Origin of the sequence: Flaviramulus basaltis (genome assembly GCF_900114265.1) — a bacterium.
Lineage (GTDB): Bacteria > Bacteroidota > Bacteroidia > Flavobacteriales > Flavobacteriaceae > Flaviramulus > Flaviramulus basaltis.
This window is the reverse complement of sequence record NZ_FPKV01000001.1, coordinates 797,220-816,274: the sequence shown is the minus strand read 5'-3', so window position 1 is coordinate 816,274 and position 19,055 is coordinate 797,220. Positions and strand designations below refer to the sequence as shown.

Here is a 19,055-nt window from a genome sequence, read left to right as displayed (position 1 = left end):
GTTATGTTTAACGAAGTTTATGATGTTATAGTTGTTGGTGCAGGTCATGCTGGTAGTGAAGCTGCTGCTGCTGCTGCCAATATGGGAAGCAAAACCTTGCTTGTTACCATGAATCTACAAAACATTGCACAAATGTCTTGTAATCCAGCTATGGGAGGTATTGCGAAAGGACAAATTGTAAGAGAGATTGATGCGCTTGGTGGTTACAGCGGAATTGTTTCAGACACATCTGCGATTCAATTTAAAATGTTGAATAAATCTAAAGGACCTGCAATGTGGAGTCCGAGAGTGCAAAGTGATAGAATGCGTTTTGCAGAAGACTGGAGATTGCTTTTAGAGGGAACGCCTAATCTTGATTTTTATCAAGAAATGGTTTCTGGTTTATTGATAGAAAAAGATAAAGTTGTTGGAGTAAAAACATCTTTAGGAATTGAAATAAAAGCAAAATCTGTAGTGCTAACTAATGGTACTTTTTTAAATGGATTAATACATATTGGTGATAAGAATTTTGGTGGAGGTAGAGCTGGTGAAAGAGCTGCAACTGGAATTACAGAACAGTTAGTTAATTTAGGTTTTGATTCTGGTAGAATGAAAACAGGAACACCTCCAAGAGTAGATGGGCGTAGTTTAGATTATTCTAAAATGGTTGAGCAACCTGGTGATGTGAACCCAGAAAAGTTTTCTTATTTAGATATTACCAAGCCTTTAAAAGAACAACGTTCTTGTCACATGACTTACACAAGTCTTGAGGTTCATGATTTACTCCGTGAAGGGTTTGATAGATCTCCAATGTTTAATGGTAGAATTAAAAGTTTAGGTCCTAGATACTGTCCTTCTATAGAAGATAAAATAAATAGATTTGCAGATAAAGATAGGCATCAATTATTTATAGAACCAGAAGGATGGAATACCTGTGAGGTTTACGTAAATGGTTTTTCAACATCACTTCCAGAAGATGTTCAATTTAAAGCATTGCGTTCTGTAGTAGGTTTTGAAAGCGTGAAATTTTTTAGACCCGGTTATGCTATAGAGTATGATTATTTTCCGCCAACACAATTAAAGCATACTTTAGAAACGAAGTTAATTTCTGGTTTATATTTTGCGGGTCAAATTAATGGAACTACGGGTTATGAGGAAGCTGCTTCTCAAGGGCTGATGGCAGGAATAAATGCAAGTTTAAAAGCACAAGAAAAGGATGCTTTTACCCTGAAAAGAGATGAAGCTTATATAGGTGTTTTGATTGATGATTTAATTACTAAGGGCACAGAAGAGCCTTATAGAATGTTTACGTCAAGAGCAGAATACAGAACTTTATTGCGCCAAGATAATGCAGATTTACGTTTAACACCTAAAGGTTTTGAATTAGGTTTAGCAAGTGAAAAGCGTTTAAAGAGAATGGAGCAAAAGCACAATGATGCCGAGAAATTTGTTCAATTTTTTTCTGACACAAGTGTTAAGCCTGAGGAAATAAATCCGATCTTAGAAGTTAATAACTCTGCTTTAGTTAATCAATCTGGTAAGCTTTTTAAAATATTTTCTAGACCTAATATTTCTATGGATGATGTTCGAAAAGTAGAATCTGTTGAGCAATATATTCAAGATAACTATTTGGATAATGAAGTTATCGAACAAGCAGAAATACAAGTTAAGTATTCTGGTTATATAGCTAAAGAGAAAAACAATGCTGATAAATTAACTAGGTTAGAGTATGTGAAAATCCCACAAGATTTTGACTATTCTCAAATTAAATCTATGAGTTTTGAAGCAAGAGAAAAGCTTAAAAAAATTCAACCAACAACCGTTTCGCAAGCATCAAGAATTAGTGGTGTTTCACCAAATGATATTTCTGTTTTACTGGTTTACATGGGTAGATAATTTTAAACGTTCCACGTGGAACACAATATTTTTTATAAAACATTACCAGATTCGTGTTAAAAGAAAGCCTTAAAAAAACGCATTTAAAAGTTAAAGATTATTCAGTTTCTGGAGAAGCGTTTGAATTAATTCAGAATTCAGAATATGGTTTTATGGAAACTACTCCACAACCATCTTCAGATAAATTACCCAATTATTATAAAAGCGAAGACTACATTTCTCATACAGATTCTAAGCGTAATCTTTTTGAAAAAGTATATCATTTAGTTAGGAAGCTTTCTTTAAAAAAGAAATTAAATTTAATTAATTCCCTTTCTGTTGAAAGCAAAAAGTTATTAGATATTGGATGTGGTACAGGAGACTTTTTGCAAACAGCCCAACAAAACAATTGGAAAGTTTCAGGAATTGAACCAAATGATCAAGCCAGAAGCATTGCGAATAAAAAAACAAATAATTCTGTTTTTGAAACAGAACAACTTTTAAAATATAAAGAACATAGTTTTGATGTTATTACTCTTTGGCATGTTTTAGAACATTTACCAGATTTAGAAAACCATATTAAAATATTTCAAAAACTATTAAAATCCAAAGGCACTTTAATAATAGCTGTACCTAATTATAAAAGTTATGACGCAAAATATTATAAAGAATTTTGGGCAGCTTATGATGTACCGAGACATCTTTGGCATTTTAATAAAAATTCAATTTCAAAATTAGTCTCTAAATATTTTATGGAAGTGGTAAAAATTAAACCAATGTGGTTTGATGCATTTTATGTAAGCTTACTTTCGGAGAAATATAAAAAAGGTAAAATGAATTTTGTAAATGGACTTTGTGTTGGTTTCTTTTCAAATTTGAAGTCAATCAAAACAAAAGAGGCTTCTTCATTAATTTATGTCGTTAAAAACAGCTAAAAATTGTTTTTAAAACTGCTATTGGCTTTTTGACTAATAAAACAAACAAATACTAGCCAAATTATTTTAAATCTTTTAAAACGCCCTAAACGAGACCATTTTTTATAAAAATAAATTATTGTAATTATTTTTAGTATAAATTATATCTATATGTTAAAATCAAAATAATTTCGTTTTGAATTATAGCATACTTTATTACATTTGTCCAAATTAGAAACCACTTCAAATCAATAAATAAAAACTGATGAAAAATATAGTTTATGTTGCCTTAGCCATGTTAGTATTGTCTTCTTGTGCAAAACCAAATAAAATAGGTTTTGTAGATAATGGAATTGTTATAAATGATTTTCAAGACAAAAAAGATATAGAAGCAAAGTATGAAATTAAAAAACAAGCTTTTCAAAAGAAATTTGATAGTATAGATCAAGCTTTTCAAACAGAGGTAGAAGCTTTTCAAACGGCCGCGAATAAAATGTCGCAAACAAAGGCTCAAGAAAAGTACCAAGAACTTGGACAGAAAAAGCAATATCAAGATCAACAAAAACAAATGGAAGCACAACAGTTTCAGCAATCTTTTCAAACAGAAATAGATTCAGTTATTGTTAAGGTTAAAGCTTTTGTTAAAGAATATGGTAAAAGTAATGGCTATACTTACATTTTAGGAACTAGTGATGCAGCATCAAATGTATTATATGGTACTGATGAAAACGATTTAACGCAAACTATTTTAGATGCATTAAACGCAAAGAGCAAAGAAGAGTAAAATAGTATATAATATAATTTTAATAAGCTGGCTTTTGCTGGCTTTTTTTATGCAAATTCAATTCAAATAAGTAGTATTTTAGCAACTTAAATATAATATGGAAACTAAGAATCTTCAACGAATTGCATTAAGTGCGTACTTTTTTCTGTCAGGACTGTGTTTTTCCTCATGGGCATCAAGAATACCTACAATTAAAGAGTTTTTTAATTTAAACGATGCGCAATTAGGATCTATTTTATTAGTAATGCCTTTAAGCGCTTTATTTGGAACCATTGCTTCTGGATGGCTAGTTTCAAAGTTTAATAGTAGAGATCCTTTATTAGTGTCTTTTTTAATTTTCGCAATGGCATTAATTGGTATTTCATATGCAAAAACCACTTTTTTACTGGTTGTTTTATTGAGTGTTTTCTCACTTTGTATGCGTGTGCTTAATATTGCTATGAATGCTCAGTCTATAACATTACAGGGTAAATTTCAAAAGAAAATAGTTGGCTCATTTCATGCACTTTGGAGTATAGGTGGCGTTATTGGGGTGCTGTTTTCTACTATAATGGTTAAAACAGGTATTTCTATTGAAACACATCTTACTATTATAGCCTCTTTAACTTTAGTAATATCTATATTGGCTTACAGGCATTCTTTAACAAGCGATAAGTCTCCAACGGGTAATAAATTAATTTTAGGCAAACCAGATCCTTTCATTTTATATTTAGGACTGCTCATATTTTTTGCGGCAATTTGCGAAGGCGGTATGTATGATTGGAGTGGTATTTACTTTAAAGAAGTAGTAAAAGAAGAAATATTCACTTATGGCTATTTGTTATTCATGATTTGCATGGCAACGTCAAGGCTTTTCTTGGATAGAATATTAGATAAAGTAGGCATGACTGTCATGTATATTATTAGTGGAGGATTAATTTCAATAGGAGTGCTAGCAGCCATTTTATTTCCTCAGTTTTGGATAGCTTTAATAGGCTTTTGCTTAGTAGGAATAGGAGTTTCGCCTATTTTCCCTATGACATATATGTTAGCCGGAAAGTCTAAAAAATATTCACCAGGAATGGCAATTTCAATTATAGGAACTTACTCTATAGTGGGGATGTTTATAGGGCCTCCATTAATAGGTTATTTATCGCATGCTTTTGGTTTACAAAAGGCCTTTATTATCTTTTTATTCTGCGGTTTAATGTTTATTCCTGTATCTCAATTATTCTTTAGAAGGCAAAAAGAACAACTTTAAACTAAAACACCACAGAAAAAATGCTTACTAAGCTGGTTTTTTATGGAGTAAACGTGTTAGTTTAATAGATAAATCGGTTAAAATAATTTTAGAATTACCATTGCGTTCTATGTGATAAATAGCATCTTGTAACTCATCACTAATTTCTAAAATATTATTTCCATGCACAAAAGGGGCAAAGTTTTCCAACTTAAACTTTTCTGTTTTAGGTTCTAAAAACACTAAATCTTTAGCATTGTAATTCATTAATAAAGCCTGACGAAAAAAGTCTAAACAAAAGTTTAGAAATTGTTTTTGAGTTTCTCGTCCTGTTTTAGAAATATCTTCACTCCAAGATATTAAATCGTGAATAGCAGCCTTATTTCCTTTAGCTTTAAAAGCACTTCTTATCCAGAAAATAAACCAAGTTTCAAACTGAATATCTTCAGAATCTTGATAAACCAAATCACAGGCCTTATTGTAATTTCCGTTAGATTGATGTGCTATTTTTGTGGCTACAGATAGCTCTAAATTATATTGTTTAACTAAAGCCTCTTTTATAACATCTTCTGCCAAAGGTGGAAAATGTAATATTTGGCAACGAGACCTTATTGTATTTATTATTTGTTCTTCGTCTTCAGCAATTAAAATAAAAATGGTTTTGTTTGGTGGCTCTTCAATAAGCTTTAAAAGCTTATTAGCAGAAGGAGTGTTCATTTTTTCTGCCATCCAAATTAACATGACTTTATAACCACCTTCATAAGCTTTCAAAGTCAATGCTTTTACTATATCTTGAGCCTCATCAACTCCAATTTGGCCCTGTTTGTTATCTACACCAAGTAGTTTATACCAATCAAACAAATTACCATAAGGCTGCTCATTTAACAATTGGCGCCATTCTTCTAAATAATGACTAGAAACTGGATGACTTTTAGCTTTGTCACTTGTGGTTACCGGGAAAGCAAAATGCAAATCTGGGTGAGAAAAGTTTTTAAACTTCAAATTACAAGAGGCATTACCTGTATTATTTTCTCCTCCAGAATTAGAACACAAAACATATTGTGCATAAGCTAATGCCATAGGCAATGTGCCAGAACCCTCGTTACCCACAAATAATTGGGCGTGTGGTATTCTACCATTATCAACACTTTGAGTAAGGTGTTTTTTTATATGTTCTTGTCCTAAAATATCTTCAAAAAGCATGAAACAAACCTACATAAATTTTTGTTATTATTTTGGGGTTGAATTTGAAAAACTTAAAGGAACAAACTCATATTTTTAATGATTAAAAAAATTATTAATTAAGCTATATCGTTTTCGTTAAAAAACACGTTTTAAATAGCTTTTTAATTAGTTACATTTGTAAATCAAACAGATAAAAAATAATAAAATAACATAATAGATGAAGACGCTTAACGATTTTAATTTTGAAAACAAAAAAGCATTAATTCGTGTAGATTTTAATGTGCCTTTAAATGACAAGTTTGAAGTAACCGATGCAACTAGAATTGTATCTGCAAAACCAACCATTATTAAAATTTTAGAAGATGGCGGAAGCTGTATTTTAATGTCTCATTTAGGACGTCCAAAAGGTGTTCAAGATGAATTTTCGTTACGTCATATTGCTGAAACTGTTGAAGATATTTTAGGAGTTGAAGTTATTTTTGTTGATGAATGCGTAGGAGAAAAAGCAGAAAAAGCTGCTGCAAATTTACAGTCAGGACAAATTTTATTATTAGAAAATCTTCGTTTTCATGATGAAGAAACTGCTGGAGATGTTGGTTTTGCAGAAAAACTTTCAAAACTAGGAGATATTTATGTTAATGATGCCTTTGGTACAGCGCATAGAGCGCATGCTTCAACAACTATTGTAGCACAATTTTTTGAAGGCAAAAAATGCTTTGGAAACTTATTAGCACAAGAAATAGATAGTATTAAAAAAGTAATGGAAACTGGCGAGAAACCAGTTTTAGCCATTCTTGGTGGTGCAAAAGTATCTTCAAAAATTACTATTATTGAAAACATTTTAGACGCCGTTGATCATTTAATTATTGGTGGCGGAATGGCTTTTACATTTGTTAAAGCACAAGGAGGAAAAATAGGAAACTCTATTTGTGAAGATGATAAAATGCCATTAGCATTAGAAATTTTAAAACAAGCTAAAGAAAAAAACGTACAAGTACATATTCCTGTAGATACTATTGCTGCTGATGCTTTTAGTAACGATGCAAACACACAAACAGTTGATATAAATGAAATTCCAGATGGTTGGGAAGGCGTTGATGCTGGTCCAAAATCTAGAAAACAATTTCATGATGTAGTGATGCAGTGTAAAACCATACTTTGGAACGGACCTCTTGGGGTTTTTGAAATGGAAAGTTTTGCAGGTGGAACAATTGAATTAGGAAACTCAATTGCTGAAGCAACTAAAAATGGTGCGTTTTCTCTAGTTGGTGGAGGCGATTCTGTTGCAGCCGTAAAACAGTTTGGTTTCGAAGACAAAGTAAGTTACGTAAGTACCGGTGGAGGCGCTATGTTAGAAAGCTTAGAAGGTAAAACACTTCCTGGAATTGCTGCTATTTTAGAATAATTCGAAATAATCTTTCAAATTAGCTGAAAAAATACGATTTTAGCCATAACATCGTTCAATAACCAAATGAATTGATTTTATGGCTTTTCGGTTTTTTATAATCTTATTACTTTTAAATGTTGGCATTGGTTTTTCCCAAAGTCAAGACTCTATCATAGATGGAACACCTAAAACCATTAAGGTTATTGAGGTTGAAAACGATAGTACTTCAATAAAAAAACTAGTAGATAACGAACTTGCTGCCAAACTAGATGAAAAATGGTTTGAAGAATTATATAGCAATGCGTTATTCGATACTATTTACAAATCTGTTACTGAGTTAGATTTTGATGAAATTGATTACCCAGAACTACCAACAGATACACTTAAAGCAAGGCTAAAAGCATTAGACTCAAGAACACCTTTTAATGTAGAATATAATCCGTCTTTAGAAAGTGTTATAAAATCGTATTTAAAACATAGACGGAAGTCCATTCAAAAATTAATAACCTTAAGCGCATTCTATTTTCCTATGTTTGAAAGGGAGTTAGATTTGTATGATATTCCTTTAGAAGTTAAATATTTAGCCATTGTAGAATCGGCATTAAAGCCTAGAGCAAAATCAAGAGTTGGTGCTACTGGTATTTGGCAATTTATGTTTGCTACAGGAAAAATGTACGGTTTAGATGTAAGTAGTTATGTAGATGAGCGTAGCGACCCCATAAAATCTACTGAAGCAGCCGCAAAATACCTAGCAAGGTTATATGGTATTTTTGGAGATTGGGATTTGGCTTTAGCAGCTTATAACTCAGGACCTGGAAATGTAACAAAAGCGATTCGTCGTTCTGGGGGCTATGAAAATTATTGGAATATTCGCCATAACCTACCTAGAGAAACTGCGGGTTACTTACCAGCTTTTTTAGCTAATATGTATATTTTTGAATACGCAGAAGAACACGGTTTCAAAAAAATAAAGCCAGAAGTCGCATATTTTGAAACAGATACAGTAAGAGTAAAACAAATGATTACGCTGGATCAAGTTTCAGAAGTTACGGGAACACCTATTGAAGAACTTCAATTTTTAAATCCATCATATAAATTAGATATTATTCCCTTTGTTAAAGATGAAAACTATACGTTGCGACTACCTATTGATGTTATAGGTGAGTTTGTTAATAACGAAGATAAAATTTATGATTTCGCTAAAGCGGAATTTGATAAAAGAGAAAAACCCTTACCACAATTTTTCAATGCAAATGATAAAGTAAGCTATCGCGTAAAATCTGGAGATTATTTAGGAAAAATTTCTAGAATTTATGGTGTTAGAGTTAGTGATATTAAAAAGTGGAACGGATTAAGAGGGAATGATTTAAAAATAGGTCAGCGATTAACTATTTACCCAAGAAAACCCAATGTTTCAGCATCTAATTCTGTTACCACAGTAGTTAAAACTAAACCTATTTCGGGTGATGTTGTTACTTATGTTGTCATATCTGGAGACTCGTTATGGAGTATCTCACAAAAATTTCCTGGAGTTTCTGTTCAAAATATTAAAGATTGGAACGGTATTAGTGGTAATAAACTAAAACCAGGAATGAAGCTTAAAATATCTAAAAGCTAATTTCATAAAAAACCTAACATTATTATGCGACACATTATTTTTTCAGCATTATCATTAATTCTTTTAATGTCTTGCGGAGACAAGAAAAACTCAAATGAGCGTTATATTGCAGACTCTTCTGGAGCTATAAACAACGTGTCCGTTGTTACAGAAAACGATTTATGGGATGGAAGTGTAGGAGAAGCTATAAGAAGCGTGCTTGCTAAACCAATTTATGGCTTGCCACAGGACGAGCCTACATTTACAATTAGTCAAATTCCTCCATCTGTTTTTTCTGGGTTTGTTACAAAAAACAGAACGGTTTTAAAGATAGAAACCAACAAAGAAGCTGGTATTGAATTCTTAGATAATGTATATGCAAAACCTCAAAAAGTAATAGTGATTTCTGGTAAAACAAAAAAACAAATAATAGATCTTGTTACTGAAAACGAAACTAAAATAGTTGAAACTTTTAGAAATCAAGAGTTATCAGAAAGATTGCGCCAAATGGCAAAATCGCCTCATAATTTTAAGGGAATAAAAGAAAAATTAGGTTTAACCATTCAATTTGATGCCATTTATAGAATAGCAAAAGAAGCTGATAACTTTTTTTGGATTAGAAAAGATATCACTACAGGAACTACTAATTTATTGATTTACGAACTCCCTATGGATGCAATTAAAAGAAATGATAGTGTGGTTAATCAAATTATAAAAATTAGAGATTCTATTGGAAAACAATATATTGAAGGCCCTGTTGAAGGTTCATATTTAACAACAGAAAATGCATATACACCATTTCATGAAGAAACCATTTTAGATAATAAACCAGCCTTAGTGACTAAAGGTATTTGGGATGTTAAAAATGCATTTATGGGCGGACCTTTTATAAACTATGCTATTGAAGACAAAACAAACAACCGATGGGTCGTTCTTGAGGGCTTTGCGTTTGCTCCATCAGTTGAAAAAAGAAATTATATGCTAGAGCTTGAAGCGATTATAAAATCGGTTAAAATAGACTAGATATAAAAGTGATAAAAACAAAAAAGACCAACATATTATTTATGTTGGTCTTTTTTGTATAAAGAATAGGTTTTATTCTTTTTTATCGTCTTCTTCTTCTTTGCTAGCGTCTTTAAATTCTTTAATTCCACTACCAAGTCCACGCATTAATTCAGGTATTTTTTTACCTCCAAATAACAATAAAACAACCACCACAATTAATGCTATTTGCCAAGGTCCAATTGCTAACGGTAACATATATAAGCTCATAATATCTATTTTAAAAAACAAAGTTAATAATTAAAGTTAAATAAAATCGTTTTAAGCATAACTTTAGCATTAAGAGTATTTATAAAAGTAAATATACTTTCATATTAAAGAACATAATGTTTAATAAATTCTATTTATTTTTGTTTGACCATGAAGGAAAAAAAAAAGAAACCTAAAAAAATAAAAAGAAAACTGCTTGATAAGTATAGATTATTAATACTTAACGAGCTTACTTTTGAAGAGCGTCTATCATTTAAATTAACACGTTTAAATGTTTTTGTTTTATGTTCTTTACTAGCCGTTTTTTTAATATCACTTACTTATTTATTAATCGCATTTACGCCTTTAAGAGAGTATATTCCGGGATATTCATCAACAGCCTTAAAAAAACAAGCTACAGAATTAAATTATAAAACCGACTCTTTACAGCAGGTTATTGCTATGAATGAATTGTATTATACTTCAATAAAAAAAGTATTAAAAGGAGATATGAGTGCGGATGATTTTAATAAAGATTCTATAGTTGAAGCTGTTAAATTAGAAGCAAGCGAAGTAGATTTAAATCCTAATGCAGAAGATTCACTTCTGCGAGAAAAAGTAGACAAAGAAGATAAATATAATTTGTTTGAATCGGCAACATCAGCATCAAATTTTGTATTATTTCCACCAGTAAATGGAACCATTAGTGAGGCTTATAATGCAAAAGAAAAGCATTTTGCTGTTGATGTAGTTGTAGCAAAAGACACACCAGTAAAATCTACTGCTGATGGGATTGTCATTTTTTCAGAATGGACAGCAAGCACGGGTTATGTTATTATTATTGAACACAGTTACGGGTTAATTTCAATTTACAAACACAATGCATCTTTAACTAAAGAGCAAGGAGATTTGGTTAAAGCCGGTGAGGTAATTGCAACGGCTGGGAATACCGGAGAATTAACTACAGGACCACATTTACACTTTGAGCTTTGGAATGATGGCTACCCAATTAATCCAACAAACTTTATAGATTTTAAATAAATGATATCACTAAAATCTGCTTTAGCAAAACCATTTGCAAAACGTGTTTATAAGAATATCCAAAAATGGGCAAACAAGCCTCTTGAAACACAAGAAAAGGTTTTTCAAGAATTGATATCAGAAGCTACAAGCACAGAGTTTGGTAAAGATCATGATTTTATAAGCATAAATAATCACAAGGATTTTATTAAGCGTGTACCAATAAGAGATTACGAAGCGCTAAAACCTTATGTTGAAAAAGTAGTAGCTGGAGAAAAAAATATTCTATGGAAAGGTAAGCCTGTTTATTTTGCAAAAACATCGGGCACAACATCAGGTTCTAAATACATTCCAATAACCAAAGAAAGCATGCCAAGTCATGTCGAAGCGGCTAGAAATGCTATTTTAATGTACATTAATGAAACAGGAAACAGCAAATTTGTTGATGGAAAAATGATTTTTTTACAAGGAAGCCCAATCCTTAAAGAGCAAAACGGTGTTCAACTTGGGCGCCTTTCCGGTATTGTAGCGCACTATGTGCCTAAGTATCTTCAAAAAAACAGACTACCTTCTTGGGAAACAAATTGTATAGAAGATTGGGAAACTAAAGTTGATGCTATTGTAGAAGAAACTTTGCCAGAAAACATGACTATTATTTCTGGAATACCATCTTGGGTACAAATGTATTTTGAAAAACTTCAGCAAAAAACAGGAAAAAAAGTAGGTGATGTTTTTAAAAATTTTAATCTTTTTATTTTTGGAGGTGTGAATTACGAACCTTATCGCGCGAAGTTTGAAAACCTTATTGGTAGAAAAGTTGATAGTATAGAATTATATCCCGCAAGTGAAGGTTTTTTTGCATTTCAAGATAAGCAAAACGAAAAAGGGATGTTGCTTCAGCTAAACTCTGGAATATTTTATGAGTTTATAAAGGCAGATGAATTTTTTAATAAAAACCCTAAACGTATCACGATAAAAGATGTTGAGATTGGAGTTAATTATGTGATGATAATTTCAACAAATGCAGGACTTTGGGCCTATAATATTGGTGATACCGTTGAGTTTACATCTACAAAACCATACCGAGTTATAGTTTCGGGTAGAATCAAGCATTTTATTTCGGCTTTTGGAGAACATGTTATTGGCAAAGAAGTAGAAGAAGCTATGAAAGAAGCGACCTTAAATACTAATGTAAGAGTTTCAGAGTTTACAGTTGCGCCTCAAATTAATCCTAAAGAGGGTTTGCCTTATCATGAGTGGTTTGTAGAATTTGAAAACGAACCAGAAAATCTTTCCGTATTAGCAAAAAAAATAGACGAATCCCTTCAAAAACAAAACAGCTATTATTTTGATCTAATAAAAGGACACGTATTACAGCCGCTTAAAATTACTCAAGTAAAAAAGAAAGGGTTTGAAAATTATATGAAGTCTATTGGCAAATTAGGTGGACAAAATAAGATACCAAGACTATCAAATGATAGAAAGATTGTTGAGAGTTTTCCTCAAGAAAAAATAAGTTAAATAGTACTATCTTTGTACCCGACTAAAAGAAAATATGATTAGTAAAAAACATCAAGGAAGAACAAGAGCTCAGGAGAGTTCAAATGCTATTGAGCGTATGTATATTACAATGCGTCACTTGTTTAATAGAGGGTTCTATAAACCCATGGGTATTTCAGGAGAAACGTTACGCCAATCCCTATTACTTTTACGACCAGAAATATATGGTTCTGTAGGAGAGGAAAAGGCAGAATTAGAAGGGTTACTTTATGTTATTGATAGACTTCCAGCGGGTATTGAAGAATGTACTTTTATTAACTTAACAAGTGATGAAGGGTATTCTAATTCTCATTTTAAACCAATTATTCCAGAAAAAAGAAGACGTAATTGCTATAGAATTGATGACGAGCAAATGAATATTGAAATTACTCGTGGTCGATCAGAAATCTATGATATTTTAACACACTTAACATTTCTTTTTGTTGAGTCGCATAAAATAAGTAATCGTGTAATAATAAATGAAGAAGGGCATACTACACGAGATTGGATAAAGCTTGAAAAAGCTGTTTTATCTAAAAACAAGTTAACACAAGAAGAACGCGAAGTAGCAATAACACATACCGCTAATATTTTAGGAAGAACGTTTAATGAATTAAGTTCTGTTTATAAAGAGTTTGCAAGACCTTCTCAACCAGAAAGATTACTGCATATAGTATATTGGTTAGGTAAACTAGCTATAGAAGAGCAAATACATAATAACAAAAGAACAGTTACATTTAGTCCGGTTTTAAGAGAACGAATAGGCCATCATATACACGGAGAGATTTGGGCCGATACCGTAAAGGAAACACTTTCTAAAAACGGATTATTAGATAGACCAATTCATATTATTAGTGCTAATATGCATAGTGTAATGAATACACTTTTTTCATCAAGTATTTTAAAAGCCAATTCACCCAAAAAAGATGTTTTTGAAATATATGAGTCTTTAAGTCAAAATGAAAACAAAGCACTTCGAAATAAAATAACTAAAGAAGCATTGCAAAAAGGCATGCTTTACATAGACGATACATCTGGAGCTAATATAGATGTCCAAATTTTTGACACCTCTAAAATAGATGCTTCAAAAGTTGATATTAAAATATCCGAAACAGTTTTGGCTGAAAAAAAACCAGTTATAGTAGTGATGGATTATGCTTTTGGTGAACAGGCTTATGAGACTATAGATGAGCTTTTAAAGCCATATAAGGAAAAAGGGAAGAAAACACACTTAAATATAGAGTCTGTTTCTATTATGGGAAAAGCAGGTATTTTAGAAGGAGGAAAAGGAGACATTATGATACCATCTGCTCATATTTTTGAAGGAACAGCCGATAATTATCCATTTGAAAACGAGCTTAAAAAAGAAGACTTAGAGGGTCAGGGAGTAGATGTTTACGAGGGGTCTATGATTACGGTTTTAGGTACTTCTCTACAAAACAAAGACATTTTAAAGTTTTTTTATAACTCAACATGGCAAGTAATAGGTTTGGAAATGGAGGGAGCTCATTATCAAAAAGCTATACAAGCAGCCTCAAAAGTTAGAGGAAGTATTAGTCCAGATGTAAAAGTAAGATATGCTTATTATGCCAGTGATAATCCACTAGAAACAGGAGCAACATTGGCATCAGGAGGTTTGGGAACCTCGGGTGTTAGGCCAACATATTTAATAACTAGAACAATATTAGAACAAATATTAAACTAACAAATTATAATTATGAGTAAAGATTTGCCACAACCACAGCAATCTGAAGAAGTAGATTTAGGGCAGTTATTTAAACTAATTGGAAATGCTTTTGATCGCTTTTTCAAGTTTATAGGTAGCCTTTTTTTAGCAATTTATAAATTTATTTTATTAATATTAATTCACTTTTATAAAAGAAAAGTTTGGTATGTTGGGGCCATTATCCTTGGCCTGTTATTAGGGTTTATTATTGATATGCTATCCGACAAATCATATGGAGCCAATATGTTTATTGAAACTAATTTTAATTCTTCGAGACAGGTCTATGAAAATGTAAGCCAGTTTAATCAGCTTGCAAACAAAGAAAATGATGAATTAGAGCTCGCTAAAAGATTAAGTATATCAGCTAAAGAAGCCTCTCAATTGAAAGGTTTCTATATTGAGCCAGATATAGATGAGAATAAGATTGCTGAAATGTATTCAGAGTTTTACACAAAATTGGATTCTATTTCTAGGTCAGAAATGACTTATGATAGATATAAAAAATCCTTAACACCATATAACTTTAGTATTCATAAAATTGGTGTGGCTTCCACAGATAAAAATATTTATAAAAAAATTGAAAAACAATTTGTTGAGCAGATTTCAGGTAATAATTATTTAAAGGAATTAGTTGAAGTTAATAAATTGAATTTAGAAAAGAAAGAGGAAGCTCTTTTTAAACAGGTTCAAAAAACTGACTCTTTAGTTAATGAATATTTAAAGATTAGAATAAATGAGTCTAAAAAAACACCCATTCCTGGAGCTGGAACAAATTTATATATGGGTAATGCAGAATCTACAAATTTAATTGTTGATGAATCTAAAATAATTGAAAAGCGATTAGATTTAGAGGAGCAAAGGAGACAAGTTGCTTTGGATATGGTTGAGCAACAACGTATTGTTAATGTTTTTTCGGATTTTCCACAATCTGGTTATGATATAACCAAGTGGTATCAGAAAATGAAGTTTTTAATACCATTAGTTTTAGTTGTGTTTCTGCTGCTTACTTTTTCAATAATGGGTCTAGGTAATTTTCTAAAAAACCAATCTTAAATTTAAACAAAAAGCAATGAACATATTAATTACAGGTGGAGCAGGCTTTATTGGTTCACATGTGATCAGGCTATTTGTAAAAACATACCCAAACTATCACATCTTTAATTTAGATGCATTAACATATGCTGGGAATTTAGAGAATTTAAAAGATATTGAAAATGAATCCAACTATACATTTATTAAAGCAGATATAGCAGATGAAGAAATTGTAGATTCACTTTTTAATAAGTATAAGTTTGAAGGTGTCATTCATTTAGCAGCCGAATCTCATGTAGACAGATCAATTATAGATCCATTGGCATTTGTTAAAACAAATGTTTTAGGAACAATTAATCTTTTAAATGCTTTCAAAAAATGTTGGAGAGGTGATTTTATAAACAAAAGGTTTTATCATATAAGCACAGATGAAGTTTATGGAGCTCTAGGTGAATCAGGATTATTTACTGAGCAAACACCTTATTCCCCAAATTCTCCTTATTCGGCCTCAAAGGCAGGCTCAGATCATTTTGTGAGAGCTTATGGCGAAACTTATAATTTGCCATATGTAATTACCAATTGTTCAAATAATTATGGTCAAAATCAGTTTCCTGAAAAATTAATACCTTTATTTATTAATAATATTATTCAAAACATACCTTTACCTGTTTATGGAGATGGTAACTATACAAGAGATTGGCTTTATGTTAAAGATCATGCTATTGCAATAGATTTAGTATTTCATAAAGGAATAAATGGTGAAACATACAATATTGGAGGTTTTAATGAGTGGAAAAACATCGATTTAGTTAAATTATTGTGCAAGAAAATGGATGATAAATTAGGAAGACCAAAAGGCTCATCGGAGTTATTAATAACTTACATAAAAGATAGACCAGGACATGATTTAAGATATGCAATAGACGCATCAAAAATAAAAAATGAATTAGGATGGATTCCTTCGGTTACGTTTGAACAAGGATTGGAAAAAACAATAAGTTGGTACTTAAGTAATGAAGTGTGGTTAAATAATGTGACAAGTGGTCAATATCAAACTTATTATAAAAAACAATATAAATAATACATGAAAGGAATTGTACTAGCCGGTGGGTCTGGAACAAGACTCCATCCTTTAACATTATCAGTAAGTAAGCAACTTATGCCTATTTATGATAAACCAATGATATATTATCCATTGTCAACATTAATGTATTCTGGAATAAGAGAAATATTAATTATTTCTACACCAAAAGATTTGGCATTATTTAAAGATTTATTAGGAGACGGAAAAAATTATGGATGTATTTTTAAATATGCTATTCAAGAAACCCCTAAAGGATTAGCCGAAGCATTTATCATAGGGTCAGATTTTATAGGGAATGATAAAGTAGCTTTAATTTTAGGAGATAATATTTTTTATGGAACGGGCTTGAGTAAGCTTTTACAAGCAAATAATAATCCAGAAGGAGGTATTATTTATGCTTATAGAGTAAATGACCCTCAGCGTTATGGCGTTGTTGAATTTAACAAAAATGGTCAAGCTATTTCAATAGAAGAGAAACCTAAAAAGCCAAAATCTAATTTTGCAGTTCCTGGTATTTACTTTTATGATAATTCTGTTGTGAAAATTGCTAAAAACATAACTCCAAGTCATAGAGGAGAACTTGAAATTACAGATATAAATAAGGTTTATTTAGAGCAAGGTAAACTTAATGTAAGTGTGTTAGATAGAGGAATAGCTTGGTTAGACACAGGAACCTTTGCTTCTTTAATGCAAGCATCACAATTTGTTGAAGTTATAGAAGAAAGACAGGGTTTAAAAATTGGTGCAATTGAAGCGGCGGCGTTTGAGATGGGTTATATAAACGAAAAGCAATTTAAAGCTTTAGCAAAACCATTATTAAAAAGTGGCTACGGAAAAAAATTATTAGGTCTTTTAAATAAAAATTAATGATATTATTAGAAACTAAATTAAAAGATTGTTACGTTATCGAGTCAAAACTATTTAATGATGAAAGAGGTTGTTTTTATGAAGTTTTTAACCAAATTAAATTCAACAAAATCATTGGAGCTGATGTTAATTTTGTACAAGACAATGAATCTTTCTCATTTAAAGGAGTTTTAAGAGGGTTGCATTTTCAAAAAGGTAATCATGCACAAGCTAAGTTGGTAAGGGTTAGTCAAGGACGTGTTTTAGATGTTGTTGTGGACTTAAGAAAAAGCTCAAGAACTTTTGGAGAGCACTTATCCATAGAATTGAATGAAGAAAATAAAAAACAATTGTTTATACCAAAAGGTTTTGCACACGGATTTGTTGTGTTAAGTAAATCGGCTGTTTTTTCATATAAATCTGATAATTATTACAACAAAGAATCAGAAGGAGGGATTATTTTTAATGATTCAGAACTAAATATTAATTGGCAGCTCCCAGAGGATGAATTAATAATTTCAAAAAAAGACATGGTTTTGCCAGAACTAAAAACCTGCAAAATTTGAAAACCGTATTAGTGACTGGGGGAAGAGGGCAATTAGCTTTATGTATTAAAGACTTGTCTAAAGCTTTAAAAGATTATTTATTTATTTATGTTGATCATAATAAGCTAGACATTACAAAAAGAGAAGAAATAAACGTTTTTTTTTCAGAAAACAAAATAGACTATTGTATTAATTGTGCCGCTTATACAGCGGTAGATAAAGCTGAATCTGAAAAACATATTGCAAAATCCGTAAACAAACTTGGAGCAAAATATATAGCAAAAGCATGTAAAGAAAATGAGGTTGTTCTTATTCAAATATCTACAGATTTTGTGTTTGACGGGGAGAAAAACACTCCATATATAGAAAATGACGTAACAAAACCAATAAATTTTTATGGTTTAACAAAACTTGAGGGAGAATTAGCAGTTACTTCAATTTTAGACAATTTTTTTCTAATTAGAACATCATGGTTATATTCTGAATATGGAAATAATTTCATGAAAACTATACTTAAACTAGGAAAGGAAAAAGAAGAGTTAAACATAATCTATGACCAAGTTGGCACACCAACTTATGCAGGAGATTTAGCAGGATTTATTTTGAAATTAATCACAGAAAAGAGTAATCTTTATGGGATTTATCATTATAGTAATGAAGGGTTAACAAGTTGGTATGACTTTACAAAAGCAATTTTTAATCTCAGAAATCTTAGTATAAAGGTAAATCCAATTAAAACGGAAGAATACAAACAAGAGGCCAAAAGACCTATGTTCAGTGTGTTAGATAAATCAAAAACAAAAAAAACATTTAATATTGAAATACCTTATTGGAGAGATAGTTTAAGAAAAATTCTTTTAAAAATGAATCATCTAAGTAATTGATGATGAAAACATTTTAAATAAGTAGAATTTATTTAAGCCCTCTTTATATATATAAACAGCAAAACCAAAAATGGACATATACTATTCAAAGCAAAAAGATTTTTAATAAACACTAGGACTTTTGCTGAAGATAATAAAGAATTTATGAATCATGAAGTAAGTATCTTGAATTTGAAAACTTAAAAGCT

Annotated in this window: 17 protein-coding genes; 15 read left to right on the top strand and 2 right to left on the bottom strand. The window is 31.0% G+C overall.

Annotated elements, in window-relative coordinates:
• The first annotated feature begins 3 nt into the window (after positions 1 to 3).
• The 4 genes from mnmG (at position 4) to BT151_RS03760 (ending at position 4,792) form a co-directional block, all read left to right on the top strand.
• On the top strand, positions 4 to 1,875 hold the full coding sequence (gene mnmG / locus BT151_RS03775; protein WP_072400414.1) for a tRNA uridine-5-carboxymethylaminomethyl(34) synthesis enzyme MnmG: 1,872 nt from the start codon (positions 4 to 6) through the stop codon (positions 1,873 to 1,875).
• Positions 1,876 to 1,928: 53 nt separating this feature from the next.
• Positions 1,929 to 2,789 (top strand): class I SAM-dependent methyltransferase, encoded by an 861-nt coding sequence (locus BT151_RS03770; protein WP_072400413.1) that lies wholly within the window; start codon positions 1,929 to 1,931, stop codon positions 2,787 to 2,789.
• 244 nt (positions 2,790 to 3,033) lie between these two features.
• Positions 3,034 to 3,552: an OmpH/Skp family outer membrane protein gene (locus BT151_RS03765; protein WP_072400412.1), complete on the top strand. Its 519-nt coding sequence runs from the start codon at positions 3,034 to 3,036 to the stop codon at positions 3,550 to 3,552.
• A 97-nt stretch (positions 3,553 to 3,649) separates the two neighbouring features.
• On the top strand, positions 3,650 to 4,792 hold the full coding sequence (locus BT151_RS03760; protein WP_072400411.1) for an MFS transporter: 1,143 nt from the start codon (positions 3,650 to 3,652) through the stop codon (positions 4,790 to 4,792).
• Between the two features lie 27 nt (positions 4,793 to 4,819).
• Here BT151_RS03760 and BT151_RS03755 read toward each other — a convergent pair whose 3' ends face one another.
• The gene (locus BT151_RS03755; protein ID WP_072400410.1) at positions 4,820 to 5,974 is read right to left on the bottom strand and encodes a DNA polymerase III subunit; all 1,155 of its coding nucleotides are present in this window, start codon (positions 5,972 to 5,974) and stop codon (positions 4,820 to 4,822) included.
• 199 nt (positions 5,975 to 6,173) lie between these two features.
• On the opposite strand from BT151_RS03755, the gene BT151_RS03750 reads away from it, so the two are divergent.
• The 3 genes from BT151_RS03750 to BT151_RS03740 all read left to right on the top strand — a co-directional run bounded on the left by BT151_RS03750 (position 6,174) and on the right by BT151_RS03740 (position 9,963).
• Positions 6,174 to 7,361, top strand: a complete 1,188-nt coding sequence (locus BT151_RS03750) for a phosphoglycerate kinase (RefSeq protein ID WP_072400409.1) — start codon at positions 6,174 to 6,176, stop codon at positions 7,359 to 7,361.
• 79 nt (positions 7,362 to 7,440) lie between these two features.
• Positions 7,441 to 8,961 carry a lytic transglycosylase domain-containing protein gene (locus BT151_RS03745; RefSeq protein ID WP_072400408.1) on the top strand — a complete coding sequence of 507 codons (1,521 nt, stop codon included), beginning with the start codon at positions 7,441 to 7,443 and terminating at the stop codon, positions 8,959 to 8,961.
• Between the two features lie 24 nt (positions 8,962 to 8,985).
• Entirely contained in the window at positions 8,986 to 9,963 is a 978-nt protein-coding gene (locus BT151_RS03740) for a DUF4837 family protein (protein WP_072400407.1), read from the top strand.
• A 72-nt stretch (positions 9,964 to 10,035) separates the two neighbouring features.
• On the opposite strand, the gene tatA is transcribed toward BT151_RS03740, so the two are convergent.
• Complete coding sequence (gene tatA / locus BT151_RS03735) at positions 10,036 to 10,212, bottom strand: twin-arginine translocase TatA/TatE family subunit (protein ID WP_072400406.1); 177 nt, start codon at positions 10,210 to 10,212, stop codon at positions 10,036 to 10,038.
• A gap of 150 nt (positions 10,213 to 10,362) precedes the next feature.
• Between tatA and BT151_RS03730 the strand changes: the two genes are divergently transcribed.
• The 8 genes from BT151_RS03730 to rfbD are packed head-to-tail and all read left to right on the top strand — an operon-like array spanning position 10,363 to position 18,867.
• Entirely contained in the window at positions 10,363 to 11,232 is an 870-nt protein-coding gene (locus BT151_RS03730) for a M23 family metallopeptidase (protein WP_072400405.1), read from the top strand.
• The gene (locus tag BT151_RS03725) at positions 11,233 to 12,732 is read left to right on the top strand and encodes a GH3 auxin-responsive promoter family protein (protein WP_072400404.1); all 1,500 of its coding nucleotides are present in this window, start codon (positions 11,233 to 11,235) and stop codon (positions 12,730 to 12,732) included. It begins immediately after the preceding gene.
• A gap of 34 nt (positions 12,733 to 12,766) precedes the next feature.
• Positions 12,767 to 14,455, top strand: a complete 1,689-nt coding sequence (locus BT151_RS03720; protein WP_072400403.1) for a DUF6909 family protein — start codon at positions 12,767 to 12,769, stop codon at positions 14,453 to 14,455.
• 12 nt (positions 14,456 to 14,467) lie between these two features.
• Positions 14,468 to 15,529, top strand: coding sequence for a hypothetical protein (locus BT151_RS03715; protein WP_072400402.1), 1,062 nt, complete (start codon positions 14,468 to 14,470; stop codon positions 15,527 to 15,529).
• Positions 15,530 to 15,545: 16 nt separating this feature from the next.
• On the top strand, positions 15,546 to 16,589 hold the full coding sequence (gene rfbB, locus BT151_RS03710) for a dTDP-glucose 4,6-dehydratase (protein WP_072400401.1): 1,044 nt from the start codon (positions 15,546 to 15,548) through the stop codon (positions 16,587 to 16,589).
• Positions 16,590 to 16,592: 3 nt separating this feature from the next.
• Positions 16,593 to 17,459, top strand: a complete 867-nt coding sequence (gene rfbA / locus BT151_RS03705) for a glucose-1-phosphate thymidylyltransferase RfbA (protein ID WP_072400400.1) — start codon at positions 16,593 to 16,595, stop codon at positions 17,457 to 17,459.
• A complete protein-coding gene (gene rfbC / locus BT151_RS03700; RefSeq protein WP_072400399.1) occupies positions 17,459 to 18,004 on the top strand; it encodes a dTDP-4-dehydrorhamnose 3,5-epimerase in 546 nt (181 codons plus the stop codon). The genes rfbA and rfbC overlap by 1 nt, the downstream gene beginning before the upstream one ends.
• Positions 18,001 to 18,867, top strand: coding sequence for a dTDP-4-dehydrorhamnose reductase (gene rfbD, locus BT151_RS03695; RefSeq protein WP_143144247.1), 867 nt, complete (start codon positions 18,001 to 18,003; stop codon positions 18,865 to 18,867). The genes rfbC and rfbD overlap by 4 nt, the downstream gene beginning before the upstream one ends.
• Positions 18,868 to 19,055 lie beyond the last annotated feature (188 nt).